This is a genomic window from Streptomyces maremycinicus (genome assembly GCF_001184025.1).
Lineage (GTDB): Bacteria > Actinomycetota > Actinomycetes > Streptomycetales > Streptomycetaceae > Streptomyces > Streptomyces maremycinicus.
On the sequence record NZ_BBYG01000017.1, the window covers coordinates 112441 to 137187 of the forward strand.

A 24747-nucleotide genomic window follows, 5' to 3' on the forward strand; every position below is an offset into this window, starting at 1 on the left:
TCGGCTGCCGCGCCGTACGTCGGCCGTGACGGTCCCACGCGTCCCTCCCAAGGTCGCCCGGCAGGCGGCCGGGTCAGGTTCCGAGTTCGCCAACCGCCTGGGCGAACACGTCACCGCGCTGGTTGTAGTTGACGAACATGTCCATGGAGGCGCAGGCCGGGGCGAGGAGCACCGTGTCGCCTTCGACGGCGAGGCGCCGGGCCTCCTGGACAGCCGCGAGCATCGCCCCAGTGTCCGTCCGGTCGAGGTCGACGACGGGTACTTCCGGGGCGTGTCGCGTCAGGGCTTCACGGATCAGGGCGCGATCGGCGCCGATGAGCACCACCGCGCGAAGCCGCTTCGCCGACTTGGCGACCAGCTCGTCGAAGGTGGCGCCCTTAGCCAGTCCGCCGGCGATCCACACGATCGACTCGTAGGCCGCCAACGAGGCTTCCGCCGCGTGCGTGTTGGTCGCCTTGGAGTCGTCGACGTACGCGACGCCGTCCACGTCCGCCACGTGCGCGATGCGGTGGGCGTCCGGCGTGAAGGCCCGCAGGCCGTCCCGCACTGCCTTGGCGGGCACCCCGAAGGCGCGCGCGAGGGCCGCCGCGGCAAGGGCGTTGGCGATGTTGTGCGGGGCGGGCGGGTTCACGTCGGAGACCTCGGCGAGCTCCTGCGCGTTCTGCTGCCGGTTCTCGACGAAGGCGCGGTCGACCAGGATGCCGTCCACGACGCCGAGTTGGGACGGCGCGGGAGCGGCGAGGGTGAAGCCGATGGCCCGGCAGCCCTCCTCGACGTCCGCCTCCCGCACCAGGTCCTCGGTGGCCTTGTCGGCGACGTTGTAGACGCAGGCGACCCGATTGCCCTCGTAGACACGGCCCTTGTCCTTGGCGTACGCCTCCATGGAGCCGTGCCAGTCGAGGTGGTCGGGGGCGAGGTTCAGGACGGTGGCGGAGTGGGCGCGCAGCGAGGGCGCCCAGTGCAGCTGGTAGCTGGAGAGCTCGACCGCGAGGACGTCGTACGGCTCCTCGCCGAGGACGGCGTCCAGCAGGGAGACGCCGATGTTGCCGACGGCCGCCGTGCGCAGGCCGGCCGCCGTCAGGATGGAGGCCAGCATCCGGGTGGTCGTCGTCTTGCCGTTGGTGCCGGTGACGCACAGCCAGGGCGCGGCCTTCCTGCCGCCCAGTTCCCTGAGCCGCCAGGCGAGTTCGACGTCGCCCCAGACCGGCACTCCCGCCTCGTGGGCCGCCGTGAACAGCGGCTTGTCGGGCTTCCAGCCGGGTGCGGTGACGACGAGTTCGGTGCCCTCGGGCAGGGTCGCCCCGTCACCGAGGCGCACGGTGACGCCCAGTGCCTCCAGCTCGGCGGCCTGCTCCCGCGCCCGTGCGTCGTCGCCGTCGTTGACGACGGTGACCTGCGCGCCGAGCCCGTGCAACACCTTGGCCGCCGGGATGCCGGAGACGCCGAGCCCGGCGACGGTGACGTTCTTCCCCTGCCAGTCGGTCACTTGTCCGCTGCCCATCCCGCGTAGAAGATGCCCAGTCCGACGATCACACAGATGCCCTGGATGATCCAGAAACGGACCACCACCAGGACTTCGGACCAGCCCTTGAGTTCGAAGTGGTGCTGGAGTGGCGCCATCCGGAAGACCCGCTTGCCGGTGAGCTTGAAGGAGCCGACCTGGATGACCACCGACATGGTGATCAGCACGAACAGGCCGCCCAGGAGGGCGATCAGCAGCTCGGTGCGGGAGCAGATCGCGAGACCCGCGAGCACGCCGCCGAGCGCCAGCGAACCGGTGTCGCCCATGAAGATCTTGGCCGGCGAGGTGTTCCACCACAGGAAGCCGAGGCAGGCGCCCATCAGCGCGGACGCGATGACCGCGAGGTCCAGTGGATCGCGCACCTCGTAGCAGGCGCTGGGGTTGGTCAGGGTCTCGCCGTTGGCGCAGGACTCCTGGAACTGCCAGACGCCGATGAAGGTGTAGGCGCCGAAGACGAGGACGGAGGCGCCGGTGGCGAGGCCGTCCAGACCGTCCGTCAGGTTCACGCCGTTGGACATCGCGAGGATCATGAACAGCGCCCAGACGACGAACAGCACCGGGCCGATCGTCCAGCCGAAGTCCGTGATGAACGACAGCTTCGTGGAGGCCGGGGTGTTGCCGCGCGAGTCGGAGAACTGGAGCGAGAGCACCGCGAAGGCGATACCGACGATCAGCTGTCCGGCCATCTTCGCCTTGGCCCGCAGACCCAGCGAACGCCGCTTGACGATCTTGATGTAGTCGTCGAGGAAGCCGACCAGACCCATGCCCGTCATCAGGCCGAGCACCAGCAGACCCGAGTAGGTCGGGGGCTTGCCGGTGATCACCTTGGACAGGAAGTACGCGGCGATCGTCGCGAAGATGAAGGCGATGCCGCCCATCGTCGGCGTACCGCGCTTGCTGGCGTGCTCGCGCGGGCCGTCGTCGCGGATGTACTGGCCGTAGCCCTTGCGCGCCAGCAGCTTGATCAGCAGCGGCGTTCCGACCAGCGTCAGGAAGAGGCCGATCACACCCGCGAACAGGATCTGATTCATCATCGGGCGGCGACCTCACCCTCGGTGCCGGTCGCGAGCAACGCCTGCGCGACGCTCTCGAGGCCGACCGAACGGGACGCCTTCACGAGTACGACGTCCCCCGGGCGCAACTCGCTGCGCAACAGGTCGACCGCCGCCTGTGCGTCGGACACGTGCACCGACTCCTCACCCCACGAACCCTCGTTATATGCGCCCAGTTGCAGCCAGGCGGCTTCCCTGCCCCCGACCGCGACGAGCTTGCCGACATTGAGCCGGACGGCGAGCCGTCCGACCGCGTCGTGCTCGGCGAGCGCCTCGTCCCCGAGCTCGGCCATCTTGCCGAGCACCGCCCACGTCCGGCCCCCCTTGCCCATGGCCGCGAGCGCGCGCAGAGCGGCTCGCATGGACTCGGGGTTCGCGTTGTAGGCGTCGTTGACGATCGTCACACCGTCCGGGCGCTCGGTGACCTCCATCCGCCAGCGGGAGAGGGAGCCCGCCTCGGAGAGCGCGGTGGCGATCTCTTCCGCGGACATGCCCAGCTCATGGGCGACGGCGGCCGCTGCGAGCGCGTTCGACACGTGGTGCTCACCGTACAGGCGCATGGTCACGTCGCTGCACCCGGAGGGTGTGTGAAGGCTGAAGGCGGGCTGTCCGCTGTCCGTGAGTCGCACGTTCTCGGCCCGAACGTCCGCTTCGCCGGACTCTCCGAAAAAGACCACCTTCGCCTTCGTACGGGAGGCCATGGCCCGTACCAACGGGTCGTCGGCGTTGAGGATCGCGGTGCCGCCCTCGGCGGCCGGCGGCAGGCTCTCGACGAGCTCGCCCTTTGCCTGTGCGATCTGTTCGCGGCCGCCGAACTCACCGATGTGGGCGGTGCCGACGTTGAGCACGAGGCCGATCCTCGGGGGCGTCAGATCGGCGAGGTAGCGGATGTGACCGATCCCGCGGGCACCCATCTCGAGCACGAGGAACTTCGTCTCCTCGGTCGCCGACAGGGCGGTCAGCGGCAGCCCGATCTCGTTGTTGAGGGAGCCCGGTGTGAAGACGGTGGGCGCCTTGCGCCGCAGGACCTGCGCGATGAGGTCCTTGGTGCTGGTCTTGCCGGCCGAGCCGGTGAGCGCGACGAGGGTCGCGCCCAGCCTGTGCACGACGTGCCGGGCGAGGGCGCCCAGCGCCGTCTGGACGTCGTCCACGACGATCGCGGGGACGCCGACGGGGCGGGAGGCCAGTACGGCCGCCGCACCCGCCTCGACGACCGCGGCCGCGTAGTCGTGGCCGTCCACGCGTTCGCCGACGAAGGCGACGAAGAGGCTGCCGGGCACCACGTCACGGGAGTCCCGGACGACCGGTCCGGTGACTTCCGCGGACGGATCCGGTATGTCGTGCGTCTGCCCGCCGACGACTGCTGCGATCTCGGCGAGGGAGAGGGCGATCACAAGTTCATCCCTGGGTCTGCTGGATAGCTTCGCGAAGCACCTGGCGGTCGTCGAACGGACGGACCACCCCGGCGATGTCCTGGCCCTGCTCATGGCCCTTGCCCGCGACCAGCACGGTGTCCCCCGCGTGCGCGCGGGCGACGACCGCGGCGATCGCGGCGGCCCGGTCCTCGAACAGCAGGACGTCGCCGCGCTCGTGGGCGGGCACCGACGCCGCGCCCTCGAGCATGGTCGCGAGGATCGCGAGGGGGTCCTCGGAGCGGGGGTTGTCGGAGGTCAGTACGGCGGTGTCGGCGAGCCGGGCCACTGCGGCGCCCATCGGGACGCGCTTGGTGCGGTCGCGGTCGCCGCCGCAGCCGAGGACGACGTGCAGCCGTCCCTTGGTGACCCTGCGCAGCGCCTTCAGGACCGATTCGACGGCGTCCGTCTTGTGCGCGTAGTCGACGACGGCGAGGTAGGGCTGCCCGGCGTCCACCCGCTCCAGCCGGCCCGGCACGCCCGGCACCGCGGCGACACCGTCGGCGGCGGTCCGCGGGTCGATGCCGGCGGCGGCGAGGGAGACGATCGCGGCCAGGGTGTTCGCCACGTTGAAGGAGCCCGGCAGCGGAGACCTGGCGGCCACCCGCACGCCGTCCGGGCCCAGCACGGTGAACGTCGAGTCCAGCGGGCCGATCTCGACGTCGACCGCGCGCCAGTCGGCGTCCGGGTGGCCCTCGGCGGAGAAGCTGACGACCGGGACCTCCGCCTCGCGGATCAGCCGGCGGCCGTACTCGTCGTCGAAGTTGACCACGCCGAGTTTGCTGCGTTTCCGGGTGAACAGCTGCGCCTTGGCCTGGAAGTAGTCCTCCATGCCGGAGTGGAACTCCATGTGCTCCGGGCTGAGGTTGTTGAAGACGGCGATGTCGAAGACACAGCCGTCGACCCGGCCGAGGACCAGGGCGTGGCTGGAGACCTCCATGGCGACCGCCTCGACACCGCGCTCGCGCATGACCGCGAACAGCGCCTGGAGGTCGGTGGCTTCGGGGGTGGTGCGCTCGGACCTGATCCGCTCGTCGCCGATGCGCATCTCGACGGTGCCGATCAGTCCGGTGGACCTGACCGGCTTGAGGCCGCCCTCGATGAGATACGCGGTGGTGGTCTTGCCGGAGGTACCGGTGATGCCGATCTGGAGCAGATCGCGGCCCGGTTCGCCGTAGATCGTGGCCGCCAGTGCGCCCATCCGTCCGCGCGGGTCGGCGGCCACCAGGACCGGCAGGCCGGTCGCGGCGGCGCGGTCCGCGCCGGTCGGGTCGGTCAGGACGGCGACCGCGCCCAGGCCCGCGGCCTGGGTGACGAAGTCGGCGCCGTGCAGGCGGGCGCCCGGCAGGGCGGCGTACAGGTCGCCGGGGCGGACCGCGCGCGAGTCATGGGTGATGCCCGTGACCTCGACGGCGGCGCTTCCCGGCTGCTCGGCACCCAGCTGATCGGCGAGCTCCGCGAGGGGTGTGGCGGAGACCTGGGCCGGTCGCGGCGGTCCCGGATATGTCACGGAAGCGCCCTTCTGAGTGGTTCGGGACTGATCAGCGTGTGGCACGGCGGTGAGCGTACCGGGCGTACCCGCCTGCGGGCGAAGCGAGGGCGGGACCGCGGACGGCGATGCGGGCTGTGCGGGGGTCCCGGGGTCGGGAGTGATCATGGTCACGGGCTGGTTCCTGGCTTGTTCGGCGCTGAACAGTGACGGGGCGGGGAGGTCGGAGGCGGGGGGGTGGGGGACGGTCGGGCGGGGCAGGGATGCGGGACGGTCAGGGGGCAGGGGGGCAGGGGGGCGGAGGGTCAGGGGGTCAGGGGGTCAGGGGGTCAGGGGGTGAAGCTGACCGGGAGGCTCGCGGCCTTGGCGCCGGTCGGCGGGATCTGGAGGGTCTTCAGGGAGAACTCCATGACCTGCTTGAAGACGGGCCCGCAGATCTGGCCGCCGAAGTAACTGCCCTCGGTGGCGTTCTGGATGGCGCAGTACACGGTGACCCGGGGATTGTCGGCGGGCGCGAACCCGGCGAACGAGGAGGTGTATCCCTTGTAGGTGCCGGTGGCCGGATCCACCCGGTTGGCGGTACCCGTCTTGCCCGCGACGCGGTAGCCGGGGATGCGCGCCTTGGCGCCGGTGCCCTCCTGGTCGTCCACGACGGACTCCAGCATCTGGGCGAGGGTCTTCGCCGTCTTCTGGCTGACGACACGGCTCCTGGCGGGTGCCTCGGCGGGGGTGAAGCGTCCGTCCGGGCCCTTCGTGCCGCGCACCAGGGTGGGCTCGACCCGCACGCCGCCGTTGGCGATCGTCGAGTACACGGAGGCCGCCTGGAGCGCGTTCAGCGACATGCCCTGGCCGAAGGGGATCGTGTACTGCTGCGAGGTCGACCACGCGCCGGGCTGGGCCAGGATGCCCTTCGTCTCGCCGGGGAAGCCGAGTCCGGTGTGGCTGCCGATGCCGAACTTGCGCAGGTAGGAGTAGAGCACCTGGTTGGCCTGGGCCTGCGTCTTGCCGAGCTGGCCGGTGGCCAGGATGGTGCCGATGTTGCTGGACTTGGCGAGCACCCCGTTGAGCGTGAGGTACCAGGTGGGGTGGTCGATGTCGTCCTGGAAGAGCCGGTCGCCGCGGTGCAGCCGGTTGGGCACGGTGACGTGCGTCAGCGGTGTGGCGGCGTTCTCCTCCAGCACGGCGGCCATCGACATGACCTTGGCCGTGGAGCCGGGTTCGTAGGCGTCCTGGACGGAGGCGTTGCCCATGTCCGCGGAGTCGGCCCGCGAGAGGTCGTTGGGGTCGAAGCCGGGCGAGTTGGCCATGGCGAGGATCTCGCCGGTGCGGTTGTCCTGGACGATGACGTAGCCGCGGTCCGCCCGGGACTTCTCCACCTGCTCGGTGATGGCGTTCTGCGCGGCCCACTGGATGTCCCGGTCGATCGTCAGCTCGACGTCGGAGCCGGGCACCGCGGGGGTCTCGGTGGAGCCCACGGTGGGCACCTGACGGCCGCCGGACTGGGCGTAGCGGATCTTGCCGTCCGTGCCGGACAGGGTCGCGTCCAACTGCTGCTCGACACCGCCGCCGCCCTTGCCGTCGGCGTTGACCCAGCCCAGTATCCCGGCGGCGAGGTTCCCGTTGGGGTACACGCGCTTGCTGCTGGGGACGGAGAAGACGCCGGCGAGGACGTTGACGGTGGAGCTGTCCGTCTCCGCCTTGGCGGACAGCGCGGTCCTCAGGTCCTTGATCTGCTTCCAGACCTGCGGGGTCTGCCGGCCGGCCAGTTTGACGTACCGCAGGCTCGCGTCCTTCGGCCGCAGTTTCCTGACGAGCGCGGACTGCTCCTGGCCGAGGATCGGCGCGAGGAGGGCGGCCGCCTGCTCGGGGCCGTCACCGATCTTCAGCTGGCGGCGCGTGAACATCGTGGGGTCGGCCGTGATGTCGTAGGCGTCCACACTGCTCGCGAAGGCCACGCCGGTGCGGTCGGTGATCTCGCCGCGCACGGCGGGCAGCACCTGGCCGACGTACCGGTTCTGCTCGGCCTTGGCGGCGTAGGTGCTCGCGTCCACGGCCTGCACCTGGAGGAGACGGACGACGAAGGCGATCAGCACCAGGGTCAGCGCGAGGCCGACCATCCGCAGGCGGGGCCGGGGGCTGCCGAGCCGGATGGCCCGCGGGGCCGCGGGGCGGGGCGCGGGTGCGCCCGGGCGGCGGGCGGGACGGGCGCCGGGGCCCGGCCGCCGCTGGGCGGACCCGGGGCGGGAGGGCCGGGCGGGGCCGGGCACGCGCCGGCGCGGCGGTTCCCTGTCGGACACTTCCGTCACCTGCCGGGGGTCTCGGGGATGGCTTCGGTCGGGGCGGCGCCCGCAGCCGGGGGCTCGGTCGGGTCGGCGGGGCCGGAGAGGGTGCCCGGCGTGGACGCCGAGGGGGACGGCGCCCCCTGGAGCGTCTGGGAGAGCAGGAGGGCCTCCGGCGGCCGGACGGCGGCGGGCGCGTCCTGGAGCGACTGCTCGGCGGCGGGCGAGGGGACGCCCTTCACGGTGCCGTCCGGGTTCAGGAAGGCCGGGTCCCCGCCCGGCACCATGCCGAGTTCACGCGCGCGGCGCTGGAGGGCGTCGGGGGCGGAGTAGGAGTCGATGTCCCGCTGGAGCGCCTGCTCCTCGTCGGTGAGGCTCTTGGTGTCCTTCTGGAGGTCGTCCATCTTGAACGAGCCCTCGCTGAGCGCGGAGTTCAGCACCAGCAGTCCGATGAGGCCGCCGCCCAGGAGGAGGACGACGAGGAGGACGAACGGGGTACGGGCCGCCTGCCGCGGGCCGGTCGGGAAGAGCCGAGCGAGCCGGGCCGCCCTCCCCTTCAGTTCGGGTTTCCTGCTCACTCGGCCTCCTTCGGGTCGGAGTTCCGGACCCTCGGCTCACGCCCGTCGTCGCCCGTCATTCGATGGACTCCCTGATCCGCTCGGCCCCGCGCAGGCGCGCCGGGGCGGCGCGCCGGTTCTCGGCGACCTCTTCCTCGGTGGGAAGTTCGGCACCACGGGTCAGCAGCTTGAGCCGGGGCTGGTAACGCTCGGGGACGACGGGCAGTCCGGGCGGCGCGGTGGTGGCGGCGCCGGCCGCGAACACCTGCTTCACGAGCCGGTCCTCGAGCGAGTGGTACGACAGGACGGCGATCCGCCCTCCCACGTCGATCGCCTCCACCGCGGCCGGGATCGCCCGCTCCAGGACGGAGAGTTCGCCGTTGACCTCGATGCGCAGCGCCTGGAAGGTGCGCTTGGCCGGGTTGCCGCCGGTGCGCTTGGCCGCCTGGGGAAGGGCGTTGCGGATCAGCTCGACGAGCCGCGCGCTGTTGGTGAACGGCTCCTTGTCGCGCTCGCGCACCACCGCGGAGACGATCCGCTTGGCCTGCTTCTCCTCGCCGTACGCCCGCAGGATCCGCACGAGTTCACCGGGCGGGTAGGTGTTGAGGACCTCGGCGGCGCTGACCCCGGTTGTCTGGTCCATCCGCATGTCGAGCGGGGCGTCCTGGGCGTAGGCGAAGCCGCGGTCGGCCTCGTCGAGCTGCATGGAGGAGACGCCGAGGTCGAACAGGACGCCCTGCACGCGCGCGATGCCGAGCCGGTCCAGTACCTCGGGCAGCTCGTCGTAGACGGCGTGCACGAGGGTGGCGCGGTCGCCGAACGGGGCGAGGCGCTCGCCGGAGAGGCGCAGCGCCTCCTTGTCACGGTCGAGGGCGACGAGCCGGGCCTCGGGAAAGCGGGTCAGCAGCGCCTCGCTGTGGCCGCCGAGGCCGAGCGTGCAGTCGACCACCACCGAGCCCGGCTGCTGGAGAGCGGGGGCCAACAGGTCCAGGCACCGCTGGAGCATCACCGGGACGTGTCGACTCTGGCTCAAGGGGCCCTCTCAGATCCGGCGGGGGTACGCACCGCCGGGTCCCCGCCCCTGAGGAAGGGAAGGCCTGCCGGCGCCGCGGGGAGATCTCCGGCGGCCGGCCGGGGTCTCACGGGTTCAGTCCAGCAGGGAGATCGTCGCCTCCCGCTTCGCGTCACTTTAGTCCACGCCGTCTCGCGGTCAATCAACCGGCCTGCGCGGCGCGGCCCGGTGGGACGCTCCTGCCCGCCTCCTCTGTGGCTTACCTCACAAAGAGCACGTGATGACGCTCTTTTTCCGTTCTCACAGCAGGCCCGGAACGCTCGTGACCAGTACCGTCATAGGTATGACGACTTCTGCATCGGTTCCCGCGCGGCCCGAAGCCGCCATAACGCAGGGCACTGTCACCGACCGCCTCGTGGAGGCGAACAAGCGGTACGCGGCCGCCTTCTCCGACCCCGGCATGGACGCCCGCCCCGTCCTGCACGTCGCGGTCGTGGCCTGCATGGACGCCCGCCTCGACCTGCACGCGGCGCTGGGCCTGGAGCTCGGCGACTGCCACACGATCCGCAACGCAGGCGGCGTGGTCACCGACGACGTGATCCGCTCGCTCACCATCAGCCAGCGCAAGCTGGGGACGCGCAGTGTCGTCCTCATCCACCACACCGGCTGTGGCCTCGAGGCGATCACCGAGGACTTCCGCAACGAGCTGGAGATGGCCGTCGGCCAGCGTCCGGCCTGGGCGGTGGAGGCCTTCCGGGACGTCGACCAGGACGTACGGCAGTCGATGCAGCGGGTGCGCACCTCTCCGTTCCTGGTGCACACCGACGACGTGCGGGGCTTCGTGTTCGACGTGAAGACCGGCCTGCTGCGCGAGATCGACCCCGCATAGCCGCCCATCGGCCCAGTGCGACCGTTCACGGACGCCGTCCCTCGCTGTCGTTTCGCTGTTGATTTCCCCACCCCGGATGCCCAAATAGTCATAACACCGACATAACGCGGACAGTTGTCCACAGGCGAGTGACACGAATCGGTAACGGCAGCAAGAATGCGGGTGTGACGTCACGCTGAGCAGTTCGTGCACGGCGTCCGTGATTCGGGGTGGGCCGGTTTGCCGCACAGAGCGTCGGCCCGGAGAAAGTTTTGGGCCGAGGAGGGCCGGGTGACGACCTATGACGAGCGAGCGAGCCTCACAGATCTGACCGCCACTGTGGAGCGTGTCCGCAGTTCGGTGGAGGGAGTGATCGAGGGCAAGCCCGAGGTCGTACGGCTTTCGCTGACCGTGCTCCTCGCCGAGGGGCATCTGCTGATCGAGGACGTGCCGGGCGTCGGCAAGACCATGCTCGCCAAGGCGCTGGCGAAGTCCATCGACTGCTCCGTGCGCCGTATCCAGTTCACGCCCGACCTGCTGCCCTCGGACATCACCGGGGTGTCCATCTGGGACCAGCAGCGCCGGGAATTCGAGTTCAAGCCGGGCGCGATCTTCTCGCAGATCGTGATCGGCGACGAGATCAACCGCGCCTCTCCGAAGACGCAGTCGGCGCTCCTGGAGTCACTGGAGGAGCGCCAGGTCACCATCGACGGCACGACCTACGAGCTGCCCAGTCCGTTCATGGTGGTGGCCACCCAGAACCCGGTCGAGATGGAGGGCACCTACCCGCTGCCCGAGGCCCAGCGCGACCGTTTCATGGCCCGTGTCTCCATCGGCTACCCGAGCCCCGAGGCCGAACTCCAGATGCTCGACGTGCACGGCGGGGTCAGCCCGCTGGACGACCTCCAGCCGGTCGCGCACGCCCACGAGATCGTGAAGCTGATCGACGCCGTCCGCGGGGTCCACGTGGCCGACTCGGTCCGCCGCTACGCGGTCGACCTGGTCTCCGCCACCCGCACCCACCCGGACCTCAGACTCGGCGCCTCCCCGCGCGCCACGCTGCACCTGGTGCGCGCGGCCAAGGCGACCGCCGCCCTCAGCGGCCGGGACTACGCCCTCCCTGACGACGTGCAGAACCTCGCCGTGGCCGTCCTGGCCCACCGTCTGCTGCCCACCGCGCAGGCGCAGCTCAACCGCCGCACCGCGGAGCAGGTCGTCGAGGAGATCATCCAGCGCACCTCGGTGCCCGCGACCCCCCAGCAGCACGGGTACGGACTGGGCCACGGCACACAGGCGTACGGCCAGCAGCAGCCGCGGAGGCTGTGATGACCACCGGGGGGCCCGGGCAGCCGTCCACGGCCCACGGGGAGAAGAGCGAGAAGGGCGGCGCCCGCACGGCCCTGGCCGGTCTGACCACCCGCGGCCGCTCCTTCCTGGCCGCCGGTGTCGCCGCGGCCATCTGCGCCTACGTGCTCGGACAGCCCGACCTGCTGCGGGTCGGGCTGCTGCTGGCCGCGCTGCCGCTGATCTGCGCGGCCGTCGTCTACCGCACCCGCTACCGGGTGGCCGGCAGCCGCCGGCTCGCTCCCGCGCGGGTGCCCGCCGGCAGCGAGGCCCGGGTCCACTTGCGGATGGACAACGTCTCGCGGCTGCCCACCGGTCTGCTGATGCTCCAGGACCGGGTGCCGTACGTGCTCGGGCCGCGTCCCCGCTTCGTCCTGGACCGGGTCGAGGCCGGCGGCCGCCGCGAGGTGTCCTACCGGGTCCGCTCCGACCTGCGCGGCCGCTACCCGCTGGGCCCGCTCCAGCTGCGCCTGAGCGATCCCTTCGGCATGTGCGAACTCACCAGGGCCTTCTCCACCTACGACACGCTGACGGTCATCCCGCGCGTGGAGCCGCTGTCCCCGGTGCGCCTGAGCGGCGAGGCCAAGGGGTACGGCGACGGGCGGCTGCGCGCGCTGGCGCTGGCCGGCGAGGACGACGTGATCCCGCGCGGCTACCGCTACGGCGACGACCTGCGCCGGGTGCACTGGCGCCTGACGGCCCGCTACGGCGAGCTGATGGTGCGCCGCGAGGAGCAGCCGCAGCGTTCCCGCTGCACGGTCCTGCTGGACACCCGGGGCCTCGCCTACCAGGGCGCGGGGCCCGACTCCGCCTTCGAATGGGCCGTCTCGGGCGCCGCGTCCGTGCTGGTGCACATGCTGGAGCGGGGCTTCTCGGTGCGGTTGCTGACGGACACCGGCAACTCGGTGCCCGGTGAGGGCTCCGACGGGTTCGCCGGCGCGAGCCAGGAGTCGGCCGACGCGGCCGGGCTGATGATGGACACCCTCGCGGTCGTCGACCACTCCGACGGCACCGGCCTGTCCCGGGCGTACGACGTGCTGCGCGGCGGCAACGAGGGACTGCTGGTGGCCTTCCTCGGCGATCTCGACGAGGAGCAGGCGGCGGTGGCCGCGAAGATGCGCCAGCGCAGCGGAGGCGCGGTCGCCTTCCTGCTGGACGGCGACGGCCGGGGCCGTGAACCGAACGGCGCCCCCGATCCGATGAACGGGCAGGAGGAGCGGCTGCGGATGCTGCGCGAGGCGGGCTGGACGGCTTTGAGCGTGCCGCGGGGCGCTTCGCTGAACGAGCTGTGGCGTCAGGCGGACCGCGAGCGGGCGGGCGTGATGACGGCGAGCGGGACGAACGGCGGGGAGGGACGGTCATGAGCGGGAGGGCTCGACTGACGCTGTGCTCGGCGGCGGCGACACTGATGGCCGCGTGCGCCCTGCTGCCCCTCGTCACCCCGGCCACCTGGCTCCTCCAAGCGGTGTTCCTGCTGGCCGTCCAGTCCGGGGTGGGCGCGGCGACCCGGCGGGTGCCGCTGGCCCGGCCACTGACCGTGGTCGCCCAGGCCCTGGTCACGCTGGTCCTGCTGACCCTGATCTTCGCCCGGGAGTACGCACTCGCCGGCCTGGTCCCCGGCCCGGAGGCCTTCCGCCACTTCGGTGATCTGCTCCAGGCGGGCACCGACGACGTGGGGCGCTACGCGATCCCGGCCCCGCTGTCCGCCGGCATCCGGCTGATGGTGATCGGCGGCGTGCTGGTGATCGGGCTGGCGGTGGACACCCTGGCGGTGACCTACCGCAACGCGGCCCCGGCCGGCCTGCCGCTGCTGGCGCTGTACTCGGTCGCCGCGGGTCTGTCCGAAGGGGTCACCGACTGGCTGTGGTTCCTGGTCGCCGCGGCCGGCTATCTGATGCTGCTTCTGGCAGAGGGCCGGGAGCGGCTCTCGCAGTGGGGCCGGGTCTTCGGCGGGGCGCCACGCGGTCCGGGCGGGCAGCCCGGCCCGGTGGCCCCGGTGCGCACCGGCCGCCGCATCGGCATGGCGGCGCTGGGTGTCGCCCTCGTGGTGCCGCTCCTGCCGCTGCCCGCGATACAGGGTGGGCTGCTGGACGGGGCGGGCACCGGCGTCGGCGCGGGCAACGGCAGCGGGGGCACGATCTCCGCGGTCAACCCGCTGGTGTCGCTGCGCGACAGCCTGAACGTCGACGAGGACCGCACGGTCCTGACCCTGCGCACCACCACCAGCAACATCTCGGACCTGTACCTGCGGATCGTGTCGCTGGACGACTTCGACGGCACCACCTGGAAGCCGGCGAAGCGTCACATCATCGCCGTGCCGGACGAGTTCCCCTCGCCCACCGGTCTGGGCCAGGACGTCAAGCGCACGGAGGTCACCACCCGGATCGCGGCCGCCGCCGGTTACGGCCAGGACTGGCTGCCGATGCCGTACCCGCCCAGCAGTGTCCAGATCAAGGGCAACTGGCGGTACGAGCCGGTCGGCATGACCCTGGTCGGCGACCACGGCCAGAAGACCAACGGCAAGACGTACCAGGTGACGAGCCTCGACGTACAGCCGACGGCGGAGCAGCTCGCTTCGGCGACCGAGGCGCCCGGCTCCGTACGGAGCACCTACACCAAGGTCCCGGACTCCCTCCCGGCGGTGGTGGCACAGCAGGCCAGGGAGGTCACCAAGGGCGCCGCCGGCGACTACGAGAAGGCCGTCGCGCTCCAGGACTACTTCGCGGTGACGGGCGGCTTCGAGTACGACACCGAGGTCGAGGTCGGCAGCGGCCCCAACGCGATCGCCCGCTTCCTGAAGGACAAGCAGGGCTTCTGCGTCCACTTCTCGTTCGCGATGGCCGCGATGGCCCGCACGCTGGGCATACCGGCACGGGTCGCGGTGGGCTTCGCGCCGGGTTCCCCGCAGGCGGACGGTTCGGTGGCGATCGGCCTGAAGGACGCGCACGCCTGGCCGGAGCTCTACTTCGAGGGCGTCGGCTGGACCCGTTTCGAGCCGACCCCGACCCGTGGCACGACGCCCACGTACACGCTGCCGGACAGTTCTGGCGAAACCGTGCCCGACCTGCCGCAGGCCTCGCGCTCGGCGGACGCCGCGCCTTCGACCGAGCCCTCGGCGAGCACCAGCTGCTCGGCCCAGGACAAGAAGATCGAGGGCTGCGCGGCCGCGCTGCCGCTGGACCCGACGGAGCAGGACGGCGCCGGCACCCCCTGGTACACGATCGCCGGGTGGACGCTGCTGGGGGCGGCGGGCCTGGCCCTGCCGCTGCTGCCGATGCTGTGGCGGCTCAGACGGCGTTCGGTGCGGCTGGCGTCCGCCCAGCACTCCGCGTCCGCGCCCGCCGGGACGCCCCCGGGGCCGGGCAAGGCGGGCGGAGGCGGCCGGCGGCCGGGCGATCCCGTCCCCGCCGTCCTGCTGGACGTACCGCCGCAGGAGGCGGGTGCGGCGGCCGTCGGGCATGTGCTGGCGGTGTGGCGTGAGCTCACCGACACGGCCTGGGACTACGGCATCGAGCCGGACGACGCGCTGACCCCGCGGCGGGCCGCGGCCCGGATCATCCGGATCGGCGAGCTGGACGAGACGGTGGGCCGTTCGGTGCACCGGGTCGCCGGCGCCGTGGAGCAGGTGCTGTTCGCCCCGGAGCCGAGGGCGGAGACCGGCCTGGCCGACGATGTGCGCAAGGTACGGGGAGCGCTGCGCGAGCGCGTCAGCTGGACCACGCGTGTACGGGCGGTCGTGGCGCCGCGTTCGGCCATCCGCGCGATCTGGGACCTCAACGACCGCTGGACGGCCCTCAAGGCGTCCTGGGCGGCCCGTCTGGCCAGCCTCGTGCGGCGCCCGTCCGGGCAACAGGGTCAGCAGCAGGGCGGCTGACGAAGGGCCGGGGCCGGGCCGGGTTCCAGGCGGAGCCGAGCCCGGCCCGAGCCGATCCTGAGCGGAGACCGAGCACAGGCCGGGCCCAGGGCGGGCCCGGGCGCGGGGCGAGCACGGACGCGGGGCGAGCACGGGCCCGGGCCGCAGAGCGAGCGCGGCGCCCGGGCGCGGGGCGGTCCCGGACGCAGGGCGAGCGCGCGGCCCGGGCGCTTGGCGGGCCCGGGCCCGGGCGCGGGGTGGACGCAGGGCGAGCGCAGGCGCAGGGCGAGCGCGCGGCCCGGGCGCAGGGCGGGCGCGGGGCGAGCCGGTGGGTCGGGCAGCCGTCGTGCGGCCGCGTGAGGGGGGCCGCCGTGCGAGGGGGCCGCAGGTGCCCCGCGCAGGCGGGGAAGGTGCGGCGGTGCGGCGGTGACGGCATGACTCGAGGGGCGACCACCCGGCCGGGTGGTCGCCCCTCAACGTTTCTTCAGCATGGGGTGCATGCGGGGGGAACCGCGGTGTCAGTGACCGCCCTGCTCGTCACGGCGGCGCTGCCAGCGCTGCTCGATCCGGTCCATCATGGAGCGCTTCTGCCGACCCTGACCACGACCGCGCGCGGTGCCCGGGGCTCCCGCGGCTCCGGCCGCGGGTTGCTCACCCGGCTTGGGAGCCTTGCGCCAGCCGGTCACGGCGAGAACCGCGCAGCCCAGCATGACGAGGAAGCCCACCACGCTCAGCCAGACCTGCTTGGCGACCATACCGGCCATGAGGAGCGCGATACCCACGAGGAAGCCCACGACCGCCTGGTAGACCCGCCGCCGGGTGTACGTACGCAGCCCGCTTCCCTCGAGCGCCGACGCGAACTTGGGATCTTCGGCGTACAGCGCTCGCTCCATCTGCTCGAGCATGCGCTGCTCGTGCTCCGAGAGCGGCACGGAGTCCTCCTCATCGTGCAGTCGCCGGGGCGACCCGGGGGGTCCCTTCAGGATAGGCAGGGAATCGCCCCCGTGAAACCCGCCCCTCTACGCCAATTGGCCAACCGGAGCCCGCCATGGACGTCTCGGCCCGCTGAGGTGTCCATTCCCCAGGAGCCGACCCGTCATGCCGGGCGGTCTCCCTCGATCATACGGCGCACCGCGCCCGAACGGGGGGCCTGTGGCGTACTCCATGCGCGGCCAAGGCCCTGATCAGCGGTGCGTCTCAGGTGCCGCTCAGGCCCCGTCGGCCCCTCGCGTCTCCCCCAGCACGTGAAGCTGGGTCGCCACGGAGTGGAAGGCGGCGAGTTCGGCGGCGGCCTCCTCGAGCTTGAGCAGGGCCTCCATCGCGCCGGGCTCGGTGTCCACGAGCACACCGGGGACGAGGTCGGCGAAGACCCGTACGCCGTGCACCGACCCGACGCGCAGCCCCGCGCCCTCGACCAGCGTGGTGAGCTGCTCGGCGGTGAAACGGCGCGGCACGGGGTCGCCCTCGCCCCAGCGGCCGTCCGGGCCGGTGAGCGCCTGCCGGGCCTCCTTGAAGCGGCCGGCCAGGGCGCGCGCCAGCACGGCCCCGCCGAGACCGGCGGCGAGCAGGCTGAGGACGCCCTCGGAGCGCAGCGCGGCCACCGCGTTGCGGACACCCTCGGCCGGGTCGTCCACGTACTCCAGGACTCCGTGGCACAGGACCGCGTCGTAGCCGCCGCGCTCGACCACGTCGAAGAGTCCGTGGGCGTCGCCCTGGACGCCCTTCACGCGATCGGCGACGCCGGCCTCGGCGGTCCGGCGCTCCAGGGCGAACAGGGCGTTGGGGCTGGGGTCGACGACGGTGACCCGGTGTCCGAGGAGGGCGACGGGCACCGCGAAGTTGCCGCTGCCGCCACCGGTGTCGAGGACGTCGAGCGACTCACGCCCGGTCGCCTTGACCCGGCGCTCCAGGGCGTCCTGGAGGACCTCCCAGACCACGGCCGTGCGCAGGGCGGCGCGGGGCCGAGGGGGGTCGGAGCGTAGCGGCGTCGGGTGCGGGCTGGGGTGGGAGGCGGGCGGGCGCATCGGGTCCGACACGGCAGTTGACTCCTCGGCGCGGCACCGCCTCTTGCGCGGCGGAGCGAACGGGCTGCCCTCCCGGCCCGGTCCGACCCGGCCCGGGAACGAGCGGGGCCGGGTGGACGGAGGGAAGGCTTCAGGCGTCTTCCACCCTATTGCCTCCGGATCGCCTCCGGCGCCTTCGCCCGGTCACGGTGACGGGCCCCGACGGCGGCGCACGTCAGCCCGCGTCCGGCAGTTCGCGCCCGGTACCGGAGCCGCCCCGGTCGTCCTCCTCCTGGCGCGGCTGCGGAAGCACCGGCTGGAGCACCAGCATCCGCTCGACGAGGCGCAGGAACATCGCCACGTCGCGGATCAGGTCGTCGGCGTCCCGGCGGGTGGCCGCGCCCTGGATGCCCGCCTCGGCCCGGGCGCGGCGGCGGGCCCCGGAGGCGAACAGCGCGCTCCACTCGGTGAGTTCGGGCGCTATCTCGGGGAGCACTTCCCAGGCGCTCCGGATGCGGGCCCGCCGCCGCGGGGAGGGTTCCGGGCGGCCCCGGGCGGCGAGCACGGCCGCCGCGGTGCGCAGGGCCGCCAGATGGGCAAGGGCGTAGCGCTCGTTCGCGGTTTCGAGGACGGCCGCCTCGTCCAGCCCGGCGCGTGCCTGGGCGAGCAGGTCGAGGGCGGCGGGCGGGGCCGTGGTGCGCCGCAGCACGGGGTGTACGTCGCTCGCCGGGCCGTTCAGTGAGGGGGCAGGGCCGGTGGCGCGGCGCCGGTTTGCGGCGGCTGCGTGGTAGGTGGCCATGACGAACCTCCTGTCGTCTGTGTGACGGCACGCCCGATACGGGTTGCCGTATGTGCCCATCGTGGGGTATGGCACTGACAATCCGTTCTGACCTGGGCTTTTGCTTCGATCGAAGGTTCGGGTTAGTTTTTGCACTGACCAGTCAGTTCAAGTAACCGCATCAGGGGGACCTGTGGACGGAGTCGGTGTCACCGCCGACGGCTTCGGGCTCCGGGGCCCTCGCGGATGGGCGTTCCGGGGCGTCGGCGTCGACGCGGAACCGGGTTCGCTGATCGCCGTCGAGGGGCCGTCCGGTTCGGGCCGGACCAGCCTGCTGCTCGCCCTCACCGGCCGGATGAAGGCCACCGAGGGGACGGCGACCGTCGGCGGGGCACGGCTGCCGAAGCACCTGTCGGCCGTACGGCGGGTCGCCGCGCTCGCGCACGTCGCGGGCGTCACCGACCTCGAACCGGCCCTGACCGTCGGGGAGCACCTGCGCGAACGGGCGCTGCTGGAGCGGCGGTTCGGCGGCCCCGTACGGGAGTTGCTGCGGTCCCGCGCATCGCGGGCGGCCGAGGTGGGGCTGCGGATCGACACCGCGCTCGCCGCCGCCGGACTCGACCGGGAGGCGCTGCCCAAGGGCTCACGGACCGCCGTCCGCGATCTGGAACGCCTGGAAGCGCTGCGGCTGTCCGTGGCGCTGGCGCTCATCGGACGTCCCCGGCTGCTCGCTGTCGACGACATCGACCTGAAGCTGACGGAGGCCGAACGCGAGGAGGTCTGGGCGCTGCTCAGGTCCCTCGCCGCGGCGGGGACGACCGTCCTCGCGGTGTGCGGCGAGGCGCCCGAGGGGACGATCGCGGTCTCCACGGGCCGGCGGACCACCCCGCCCGACCGGGAGACGCCGACCGAGGCCCGCGACCGGAAGACCGCGACCGACTCCCCCGACGACGCGGCCGAGGCCGCCGGCTCCGAGCAGGGGACCGAGGCCGCGACCGAGGCCGAGCATGGGGACGGGACCGAGCAGGGGACCGAGACCGGAGCCGAGCGGGGGCCCGAGGCCGGGGAGCAGCAGGGGCCCGAGGCCGGAGCCCAGCGGGAGACCCAGGCCGGGGAGCAGCAGGGGCCCGAGGCCGGAGCCCAGCGGGAGACCGAGGCCGGGGAGCAGCAGGGGCCCGAGGCCGTCGGGGACGAGCAGGAACGAGAAGAGGAGAAGGCGGATGCGATCGCCGAGTCTGGCCGCGCTTGAGCTGCGGCGCTTCGGCCGGGGCAAGCTGCCACGGGCCGCCCTCGTCGCGCTCCTGCTGCTGCCCCTGCTGTACGGCGCGCTGTACCTGTGGTCCTTCTGGGACCCGTACGGCCGCCTCGACCGCATCCCCGTGGCGCTGGTGAACGACGACAAGGGCGCCACCGCCGACGGCAAGCGGATCAGCGCCGGGGACGACATCACCAAGGGCCTGCGCGACAGCGAGGTCTTCGACTGGCACGAGGTGAGTGCCGCCGAGGCACGCGCGGGCGTGGAGGACGGCAGGTACTACCTGTCGCTGACCATGCCGGCCGACTTCAGCGGGCGGATCGCCTCCAGCTCGGGCGACTCGCCCGAGACGAGCGCCCTCCAGGTGCGCACCAACGACGCCAACAACTACATCGTCGGGCAGATCTCGCGCACGGTCTTCAGCGAGGTGCGCACGGCCGCGTCCACGAAGACCTCGCGGTCCTTCCTGGACAAGATCTTCGTCTCGTTCTCCGACATCCACGGAGCGACCGCGAAGGCGGCCGACGGGGCCGACGACCTCACCGGCGGCATCGGGAAGGCCGAGAAGGGCTCCAAGGACCTCGCCGACGGGCTGAGCGACGCCAAGGACGGCAGCGGCAAGCTGGCGAAGGGCCTGAAGAAGCTCGACAAGGGCGCCGACGACCTGGAGGACGGTTCGCAGAAGGTCGCGGACGGCACCCAGACGCTCGCCGACAAGGTCAACGGGGTCGCCGACACCCTCGGTCCCTTCGTGGAGAAGAACGAGAAGACCATCGGGGACACCGCGCAGCTGGTCGCCGACTCGGCCAAGGTGATCCGCGACAACCTCGCGACGCTGGTGAAGCTGGCGCCCACCGCGGCCGAGGGCGCGCACACGGCCTCGGACACCCTGGCCGCCGTGCACAAGGCGCGCTGCGAGACGGCGGTGCTGCCCGACCCGGCCTGCGCCGACCTGAAGAAGGCCAAGGACGCCGCCGCCGACGTGGCGACGGTCGCCGACGACCTCAACACGCTGATCGCCGACCAGGACGGCGACCTGAAGACGCTCCGCACGAACCTCGCCACCCTCCAGAAGCAGGCGCAGTCGCTCGCCGACAGCGCCCCGCACCTCTCCGAGGACCTCGACGACGCCGTGACCAAGGTCAACGCGCTCAACACGGGCGCCGCGAAGGTCGCCAAGGGCGCCAAGGCGCTGCACACCGGCCTCGGCACGGCCAGGACGGGGTCGGCCGATCTCGACGAGGGCGTCACCAAGCTCGAGACGGGCGCCCAGGACCTCAACGGCGGCATCTTCAAGCTCTCCGACGGCTCCGGAAAGCTCGCCGACGGTCTGCACGACGGCGCCGAGCGGATCCCCGACTACGACGAGCGCCAGCGCGACGCGCGCACCGCCGTCATGGCCGACCCCGTGCAACTCGCCTCCCAGGACCTGCACAAGGCGCCCAACTACGGCACCGGCTTCGCCCCGTACTTCATCCCGCTGTCGTTGTGGGTGGGCGCGATGGTGGCGTACATGCTGATCGCGCCGATGAACCGGCGCGCGCTCGCGGCGGGCGCCCCGGCGTGGCGGATCGCGCTGGCGGGCTGGCTGCCGGTGGTCGCGATCGGCGTGCTCCAGACCATGGCCCTGATGGCCGTGCTGCACTGGGCGATCGGCCTGGAGATGGCTCGGGCGGCCGGCACGGTGGGCTTCCTGTTCCTGGTGGCGGCGTGCTTCGCGGCCCTCGTGCAGTGGCTCAACGCCCGCTTCGGGGCGGCGGGCCGGATCCTCGTGCTCGCGCTGCTCATGCTCCAGCTGACGTCGGCGGGCGGCACCTATCCCGTGCAGACCAGTCCTGGCTTCTTCAACGCGATCCACCCCTACCTGCCGATGAGTCACGTCGTCGACGCGCTCAGAAGGCTGATCACGGGCGGCGGCCTCACCCCGGTGTGGCACGCGTGCGTGGTGCTCGTCGCCTTCACCGCGGGCGCCCTCGCGCTGACCGCCCTGTCGGCGCGCCGCCGCCAGGTGTGGACGCTGGACCGGCTGCACCCGGAGCTGAGCCTGTGAGGATCCGGCGCCCGGCGGGTCGGCTTCCTGTGACAATCAGGACCATGGAAAGCAGCACCACCCCGGGCGGCCGCACCCGCCGCGAGGCCACCCGGCAGAAGCTCTACGAGGCCGCCGTCACGCTCATCGCCGAGCAGGGCTTCTCCGCGACGACCGTGGACGAGATCGCCGAACGGGCCGGCGTCGCCAAGGGCACCGTCTACTACAACTTCGCGAGCAAGTCGGTCCTCTTCGAGGAGCTGCTGCGGCACGGCGTGGGCCTCCTCACCGCCTCGCTGCGGGAGGCGGCGGAGCGCACCGCGCGGGAGGGCGGCAGCAAGGTCGACGCCCTGGACGCGATGGTCCGCGCGGGCCTCGTCTTCATCGACCGCTACCCGTCCTTCACCCAGCTCTACGTGGCCGAGCTGTGGCGCACCAACCGGGCCTGGCAGTCCACCCTCATGGTGGTCCGGCAGGAGGCGGTCGCCGTCGTCGAGGGGGTGCTGCGCGAGGGCGTGGAGAACGGCGAGTTCAGCGACGAGATCGATGTCCCGCTGACGGCGGCCGCCCTGGTGGGCATGGTGCTGGTGGCCGCGCTGGACTGGCAGGCCTTCCAGCCGGAGCGGTCCCTGGACGACGTCCACGCGGCACTGTCCCGGCTGCTCCAGGGCCGGGTGAGCGGTCACCGGTAGCCCGCACGCGCGCGTGGTGCGCCCCGACCGCTCCACGCGCGCGTGCCGGCACACGAAAGCAATCGCTCCACGCGCGCGTGCGGGCACACGAAAGCGCCGGTCCGAGTGGCCACGTCCCCCGTGGGCCGCCCGAACCGGCGCTTCCTCGTGCTCCCCCGTTCCCCCTGTCCCCCGTTCCCTCCCCCGTCGTTCCCCCGTCCGGTCGTTCCCCCGGGGTGCCCCCCGCGCCTCACTCCCGCCGAACGGGCCGGCGGAAGGAGCGGATCGAGGGCCGCTCCGTTCCGGCGCCCCGTGTCGCCGGTGCCGGAGCCGCGCCTCTTTCCGTGCCACCACTGTCTCGTCCGCGCAGGTCCGCCCCCATCCGCGCGCGTACTCAACTCACCCCCTAGGTACGTGTACTCAGCTCTGCGCGCTCATCCCCAGGACGCCGCGCGGCCGACTGGTTACGATCGCGTCCGTGTCCGTACTCCCCCTGGTGTTCACGAGCGGCTGGGCCAGCGGCATCAACGCCTACGCGGTGGTGCTGCTGCTCGGCGTGTTCGGCGCGACCGGCCTGAGCGACGAGGTCCCCGAGACCCTCCAGCGTCCCGAGGTGCTGGCCGTCGCCGCCGTCCTCTTCCTGTGCGAGGCGGTCGCCGACAAGATCCCGTACGTGGACTCCGCGTGGGACACCGTGCACACGGTCGTGCGGCCGGCGGCGGGGGCCTGGATCGGGGCGGTGCTCGCCGGACAGAGCGGTTCGCTCTCCGACGCGGCGGCCGGCCTGCTCGGCGGTTCGACGGCGCTGGCCAGCCACGCTGTCAAGGCCGGCACCCGGATGGCGGTGAACTCCTCGCCGGAGCCGTTCAGCAACGTGCTCGTGAGTCTGGCCGAGGATCTCGGCGTCGCCGGGATCGTCACGTTCGCGATCTTCCATCCGGAGGCGGCCGCGGCCGTCGCGGGCCTCCTGCTGCTGACCGGTCTGACGGTGCTGTTCCTCCTCGTCTCACGGATCCGCCGGTTCCTGCGGCGCAGGGCGCAGCGCCGGGAGGAACGCCGGCTCGCCCGCCTCCCGTGGCCACCGCCACCGGCCTGACGGCGTGAGTGTCGGCGGCGGCCGATAAAGTCGCGGGTATGGCAGGGATTGCGGTGATCGGCGCCGGGACGGGCGCGCTGGCGGCGGCCGCCCGGCTGGCCGTGGCGGGCCACCGGGTGACGGTGTACGAACGTACGGGGACGTACGGCGGAGCGGTGCGCCGCTTCGAGCGGGACGGCTTCGGTTTCGACACCGGTCCCGGTCTGCTGCCCCTGCCCGCCGTCTACCGCGACCTCTTCGTCAAGACCGGCAAGGAGCCCCTGGAAGCCTGCGTCGAGCTGGTCCAGGTCGATCCGTCCGCCCGGCACGTCTTCGCGGACGGCACCGAGGTGGCGCTGCCGAACGCCTCGCGCGCGGGGGTCGTCACGGCGCTGGACGAGGCGCTCGGGGCACCGGCCGGGCAGCGCTGGGGAGACTTCCTGGTCCGGGCCCGCGAGGCCTGGGACCGCACCCGCAGGCCGCTGCTGGAGGAGCCCCTGTGGGACGACTGGTCGGTGCTGGCCGCCCGCGAGCCGTACCCGGCGGTCCCGCACAAGCGCCTGCTGCGTACCCGCCGGGCGGCCACCCTCGCCGAGGTCGGCGCCTGGGAGCTGCGTGACCCTCGGCTCACGGCGCTGCTCGAGGGCCACGCGCTCGCGTACGGCCTGGACCCGCGGGTCGCCCCGGCGAGCGCGGCCGTGCTGCCGTACATGGAGCACGCCTTCGGCACCTGGTACGTGCGCGGGGGGATGCGGGAATTGGCCCGCGCGCTCTACGAGCGGTGTCTGGCCCGGCGGGTGGAGTTCGTCTTCGGTGCCGAGGTCACCCGGATCCTGGAGAAGGACGGGCGGGCGGTAGGCGTGGAACTCGCCGAAGGCGAGGTGCGGGAGGCGGACTTCGTGGTCGCTCCCGGCAACTTCGGCGCTCTGCCCGCCCGCGCGGACGGCGAGGTCGGCCCCCGGCAGGGCCTGCCGAGCCGGCTGACCGTGCTGCTCGCGCTGCGCGGCGCCCGGCCGCGGGGGACGGCGCACCGGACGCTGGTGCACTCGCCGGACCGCGACGGCGAGTTGGAGAGCCTCTTCGGTACGGCGCCGTCGGTGCCCGCGCGGCCGACGGTGACGGTTCTGCGGCCCGACGACCCGGCTCTGGTCCCGGACGGCGACCATGAGGCGGTCACGCTCGGTGCGGTGGTCCCCGCGGGCGCGGACATCGGCGAGGAGCACGTGGACGCGCTGGTCGCCGTCGCGGAGCGCGCTGTTCCCGGTCTGCGCGACCGGCTGCTGTGGCGCGAGGTGCGCACCCCCGCCGACATCGCGCGGGAGACCGGCGCGGCGGGCGGCGCGGTTCCGGCACCGGCGCTGGCCGCGGCCGGGGGGCGGTTGCTGCATCCCGCCAACTCGACCGGCGTGCAGGGGCTGTTCACGGTCGGCGGCTGGTCGCACCCGGGCGGTGGACTGCCGCACGCGGGCATGTCGGGCGCGCTGGTGTCCGGACTGATCGTGGAGGGCCCGCAGTTCCGCGGATCGCAGTGAGCGTCCGGGGCTCCCG

At 72.8% G+C, this 24747-nt stretch carries 19 protein-coding genes; 9 read left to right on the forward strand and 10 right to left on the reverse strand.

Annotated elements, in window-relative coordinates; all coding sequences use genetic code 11:
* Nucleotides 1-73: 73 nt before the first annotated feature.
* The 7 genes from murD to rsmH all read right to left on the reverse strand — a co-directional run bounded on the left by murD (nucleotide 74) and on the right by rsmH (nucleotide 9344).
* A complete protein-coding gene (murD, locus tag AOQ37_RS26005) occupies nucleotides 74-1501 on the reverse strand; it encodes a UDP-N-acetylmuramoyl-L-alanine--D-glutamate ligase (RefSeq protein ID WP_062647430.1) in 1428 nt (475 codons plus the stop codon).
* Entirely contained in the window at nucleotides 1483-2556 is a 1074-nt protein-coding gene (gene mraY / locus AOQ37_RS26010; protein ID WP_020129934.1) for a phospho-N-acetylmuramoyl-pentapeptide-transferase, read from the reverse strand. Before mraY ends, murD begins: the two co-directional genes overlap by 19 nt.
* Entirely contained in the window at nucleotides 2553-3968 is a 1416-nt protein-coding gene (locus tag AOQ37_RS26015) for a UDP-N-acetylmuramoyl-tripeptide--D-alanyl-D-alanine ligase (RefSeq protein ID WP_062647432.1), read from the reverse strand. The genes mraY and AOQ37_RS26015 overlap by 4 nt, the downstream gene beginning before the upstream one ends.
* Before the next feature lie 4 nt (nucleotides 3969-3972).
* Entirely contained in the window at nucleotides 3973-5649 is a 1677-nt protein-coding gene (locus tag AOQ37_RS26020) for a UDP-N-acetylmuramoyl-L-alanyl-D-glutamate--2,6-diaminopimelate ligase (RefSeq protein ID WP_374701543.1), read from the reverse strand.
* A gap of 155 nt (nucleotides 5650-5804) precedes the next feature.
* Nucleotides 5805-7772 carry a peptidoglycan D,D-transpeptidase FtsI family protein gene (locus AOQ37_RS26025; RefSeq protein ID WP_304956784.1) on the reverse strand — a complete coding sequence of 656 codons (1968 nt, stop codon included), beginning with the start codon at nucleotides 7770-7772 and terminating at the stop codon, nucleotides 5805-5807.
* A 5-nt stretch (nucleotides 7773-7777) separates the two neighbouring features.
* On the reverse strand, nucleotides 7778-8332 hold the full coding sequence (ftsL, locus tag AOQ37_RS26030; protein WP_062647436.1) for a cell division protein FtsL: 555 nt from the start codon (nucleotides 8330-8332) through the stop codon (nucleotides 7778-7780).
* A 55-nt stretch (nucleotides 8333-8387) separates the two neighbouring features.
* Complete coding sequence (rsmH, locus tag AOQ37_RS26035) at nucleotides 8388-9344, reverse strand: 16S rRNA (cytosine(1402)-N(4))-methyltransferase RsmH (protein ID WP_078890361.1); 957 nt, start codon at nucleotides 9342-9344, stop codon at nucleotides 8388-8390.
* 259 nt (nucleotides 9345-9603) lie between these two features.
* Between rsmH and AOQ37_RS26040 the strand changes: the two genes are divergently transcribed.
* The 4 genes from AOQ37_RS26040 (at nucleotide 9604) to AOQ37_RS26055 (ending at nucleotide 15409) form a co-directional block, all read left to right on the forward strand.
* Complete coding sequence (locus AOQ37_RS26040) at nucleotides 9604-10212, forward strand: beta-class carbonic anhydrase (RefSeq protein ID WP_199825086.1); 609 nt, start codon at nucleotides 9604-9606, stop codon at nucleotides 10210-10212.
* A gap of 270 nt (nucleotides 10213-10482) precedes the next feature.
* Entirely contained in the window at nucleotides 10483-11517 is a 1035-nt protein-coding gene (locus AOQ37_RS26045) for an AAA family ATPase (protein ID WP_062647442.1), read from the forward strand.
* Nucleotides 11517-12899, forward strand: coding sequence for a DUF58 domain-containing protein (locus tag AOQ37_RS26050; protein WP_062647443.1), 1383 nt, complete (start codon nucleotides 11517-11519; stop codon nucleotides 12897-12899). Before AOQ37_RS26045 ends, AOQ37_RS26050 begins: the two co-directional genes overlap by 1 nt.
* Nucleotides 12896-15409 carry a transglutaminase TgpA family protein gene (locus tag AOQ37_RS26055; RefSeq protein ID WP_062647445.1) on the forward strand — a complete coding sequence of 838 codons (2514 nt, stop codon included), beginning with the start codon at nucleotides 12896-12898 and terminating at the stop codon, nucleotides 15407-15409. The genes AOQ37_RS26050 and AOQ37_RS26055 overlap by 4 nt, the downstream gene beginning before the upstream one ends.
* A 497-nt stretch (nucleotides 15410-15906) precedes the next feature.
* Here AOQ37_RS26055 and AOQ37_RS26060 read toward each other — a convergent pair whose 3' ends face one another.
* The 3 genes from AOQ37_RS26060 to AOQ37_RS26070 all read right to left on the reverse strand — a co-directional run bounded on the left by AOQ37_RS26060 (nucleotide 15907) and on the right by AOQ37_RS26070 (nucleotide 18190).
* Entirely contained in the window at nucleotides 15907-16320 is a 414-nt protein-coding gene (locus AOQ37_RS26060; RefSeq protein WP_062647446.1) for an SCO2097 family morphological protein, read from the reverse strand.
* Between the two features lie 276 nt (nucleotides 16321-16596).
* The gene (locus AOQ37_RS26065) at nucleotides 16597-17424 is read right to left on the reverse strand and encodes a methyltransferase (RefSeq protein WP_062647448.1); all 828 of its coding nucleotides are present in this window, start codon (nucleotides 17422-17424) and stop codon (nucleotides 16597-16599) included.
* 202 nt (nucleotides 17425-17626) lie between these two features.
* Nucleotides 17627-18190, reverse strand: a complete 564-nt coding sequence (locus AOQ37_RS26070; RefSeq protein ID WP_062647449.1) for an SAV_6107 family HEPN domain-containing protein — start codon at nucleotides 18188-18190, stop codon at nucleotides 17627-17629.
* Between the two features lie 172 nt (nucleotides 18191-18362).
* Between AOQ37_RS26070 and AOQ37_RS39010 the strand changes: the two genes are divergently transcribed.
* The 5 genes from AOQ37_RS39010 (at nucleotide 18363) to AOQ37_RS26095 (ending at nucleotide 24731) form a co-directional block, all read left to right on the forward strand.
* Nucleotides 18363-19418 (forward strand): ABC transporter ATP-binding protein, encoded by a 1056-nt coding sequence (locus AOQ37_RS39010; RefSeq protein ID WP_062647451.1) that lies wholly within the window; start codon nucleotides 18363-18365, stop codon nucleotides 19416-19418.
* Nucleotides 19390-21474, forward strand: a complete 2085-nt coding sequence (locus AOQ37_RS26080) for a YhgE/Pip family protein (protein ID WP_062647452.1) — start codon at nucleotides 19390-19392, stop codon at nucleotides 21472-21474. Before AOQ37_RS39010 ends, AOQ37_RS26080 begins: the two co-directional genes overlap by 29 nt.
* A gap of 44 nt (nucleotides 21475-21518) precedes the next feature.
* A complete protein-coding gene (locus AOQ37_RS26085; protein ID WP_062647454.1) occupies nucleotides 21519-22145 on the forward strand; it encodes a TetR/AcrR family transcriptional regulator in 627 nt (208 codons plus the stop codon).
* A gap of 457 nt (nucleotides 22146-22602) precedes the next feature.
* Nucleotides 22603-23220 carry a DUF4126 domain-containing protein gene (locus tag AOQ37_RS26090; protein ID WP_062647455.1) on the forward strand — a complete coding sequence of 206 codons (618 nt, stop codon included), beginning with the start codon at nucleotides 22603-22605 and terminating at the stop codon, nucleotides 23218-23220.
* A gap of 38 nt (nucleotides 23221-23258) precedes the next feature.
* Nucleotides 23259-24731: a phytoene desaturase family protein gene (locus tag AOQ37_RS26095; protein ID WP_062647457.1), complete on the forward strand. Its 1473-nt coding sequence runs from the start codon at nucleotides 23259-23261 to the stop codon at nucleotides 24729-24731.
* Nucleotides 24732-24747 lie beyond the last annotated feature (16 nt).

What these genes read in the sequence shown, in the direction of transcription:
- AOQ37_RS26085 (WP_062647454.1), top strand. Translation starts at nt 21,519, where the DNA reads ATGGAAAGCAGCACCACCCCGGGCGGCCGCACCCGCCGCGAGGCCACC.
- murD (WP_062647430.1), bottom strand. Translation starts at nt 1,501, where the DNA reads ATGGGCAGCGGACAAGTGACCGACTGGCAGGGGAAGAACGTCACCGTC.
- AOQ37_RS26040 (WP_199825086.1), top strand. Translation starts at nt 9,604, where the DNA reads ATGACGCTCTTTTTCCGTTCTCACAGCAGGCCCGGAACGCTCGTGACC.
- mraY (WP_020129934.1), bottom strand. Translation starts at nt 2,556, where the DNA reads ATGATGAATCAGATCCTGTTCGCGGGTGTGATCGGCCTCTTCCTGACG.
- AOQ37_RS26050 (WP_062647443.1), top strand. Translation starts at nt 11,517, where the DNA reads ATGACCACCGGGGGGCCCGGGCAGCCGTCCACGGCCCACGGGGAGAAG.
- AOQ37_RS26070 (WP_062647449.1), bottom strand. Translation starts at nt 18,190, where the DNA reads ATGGCCACCTACCACGCAGCCGCCGCAAACCGGCGCCGCGCCACCGGC.
- AOQ37_RS26095 (WP_062647457.1), top strand. Translation starts at nt 23,259, where the DNA reads ATGGCAGGGATTGCGGTGATCGGCGCCGGGACGGGCGCGCTGGCGGCG.
- AOQ37_RS26080 (WP_062647452.1), top strand. Translation starts at nt 19,390, where the DNA reads ATGCGATCGCCGAGTCTGGCCGCGCTTGAGCTGCGGCGCTTCGGCCGG.
- AOQ37_RS26055 (WP_062647445.1), top strand. Translation starts at nt 12,896, where the DNA reads ATGAGCGGGAGGGCTCGACTGACGCTGTGCTCGGCGGCGGCGACACTG.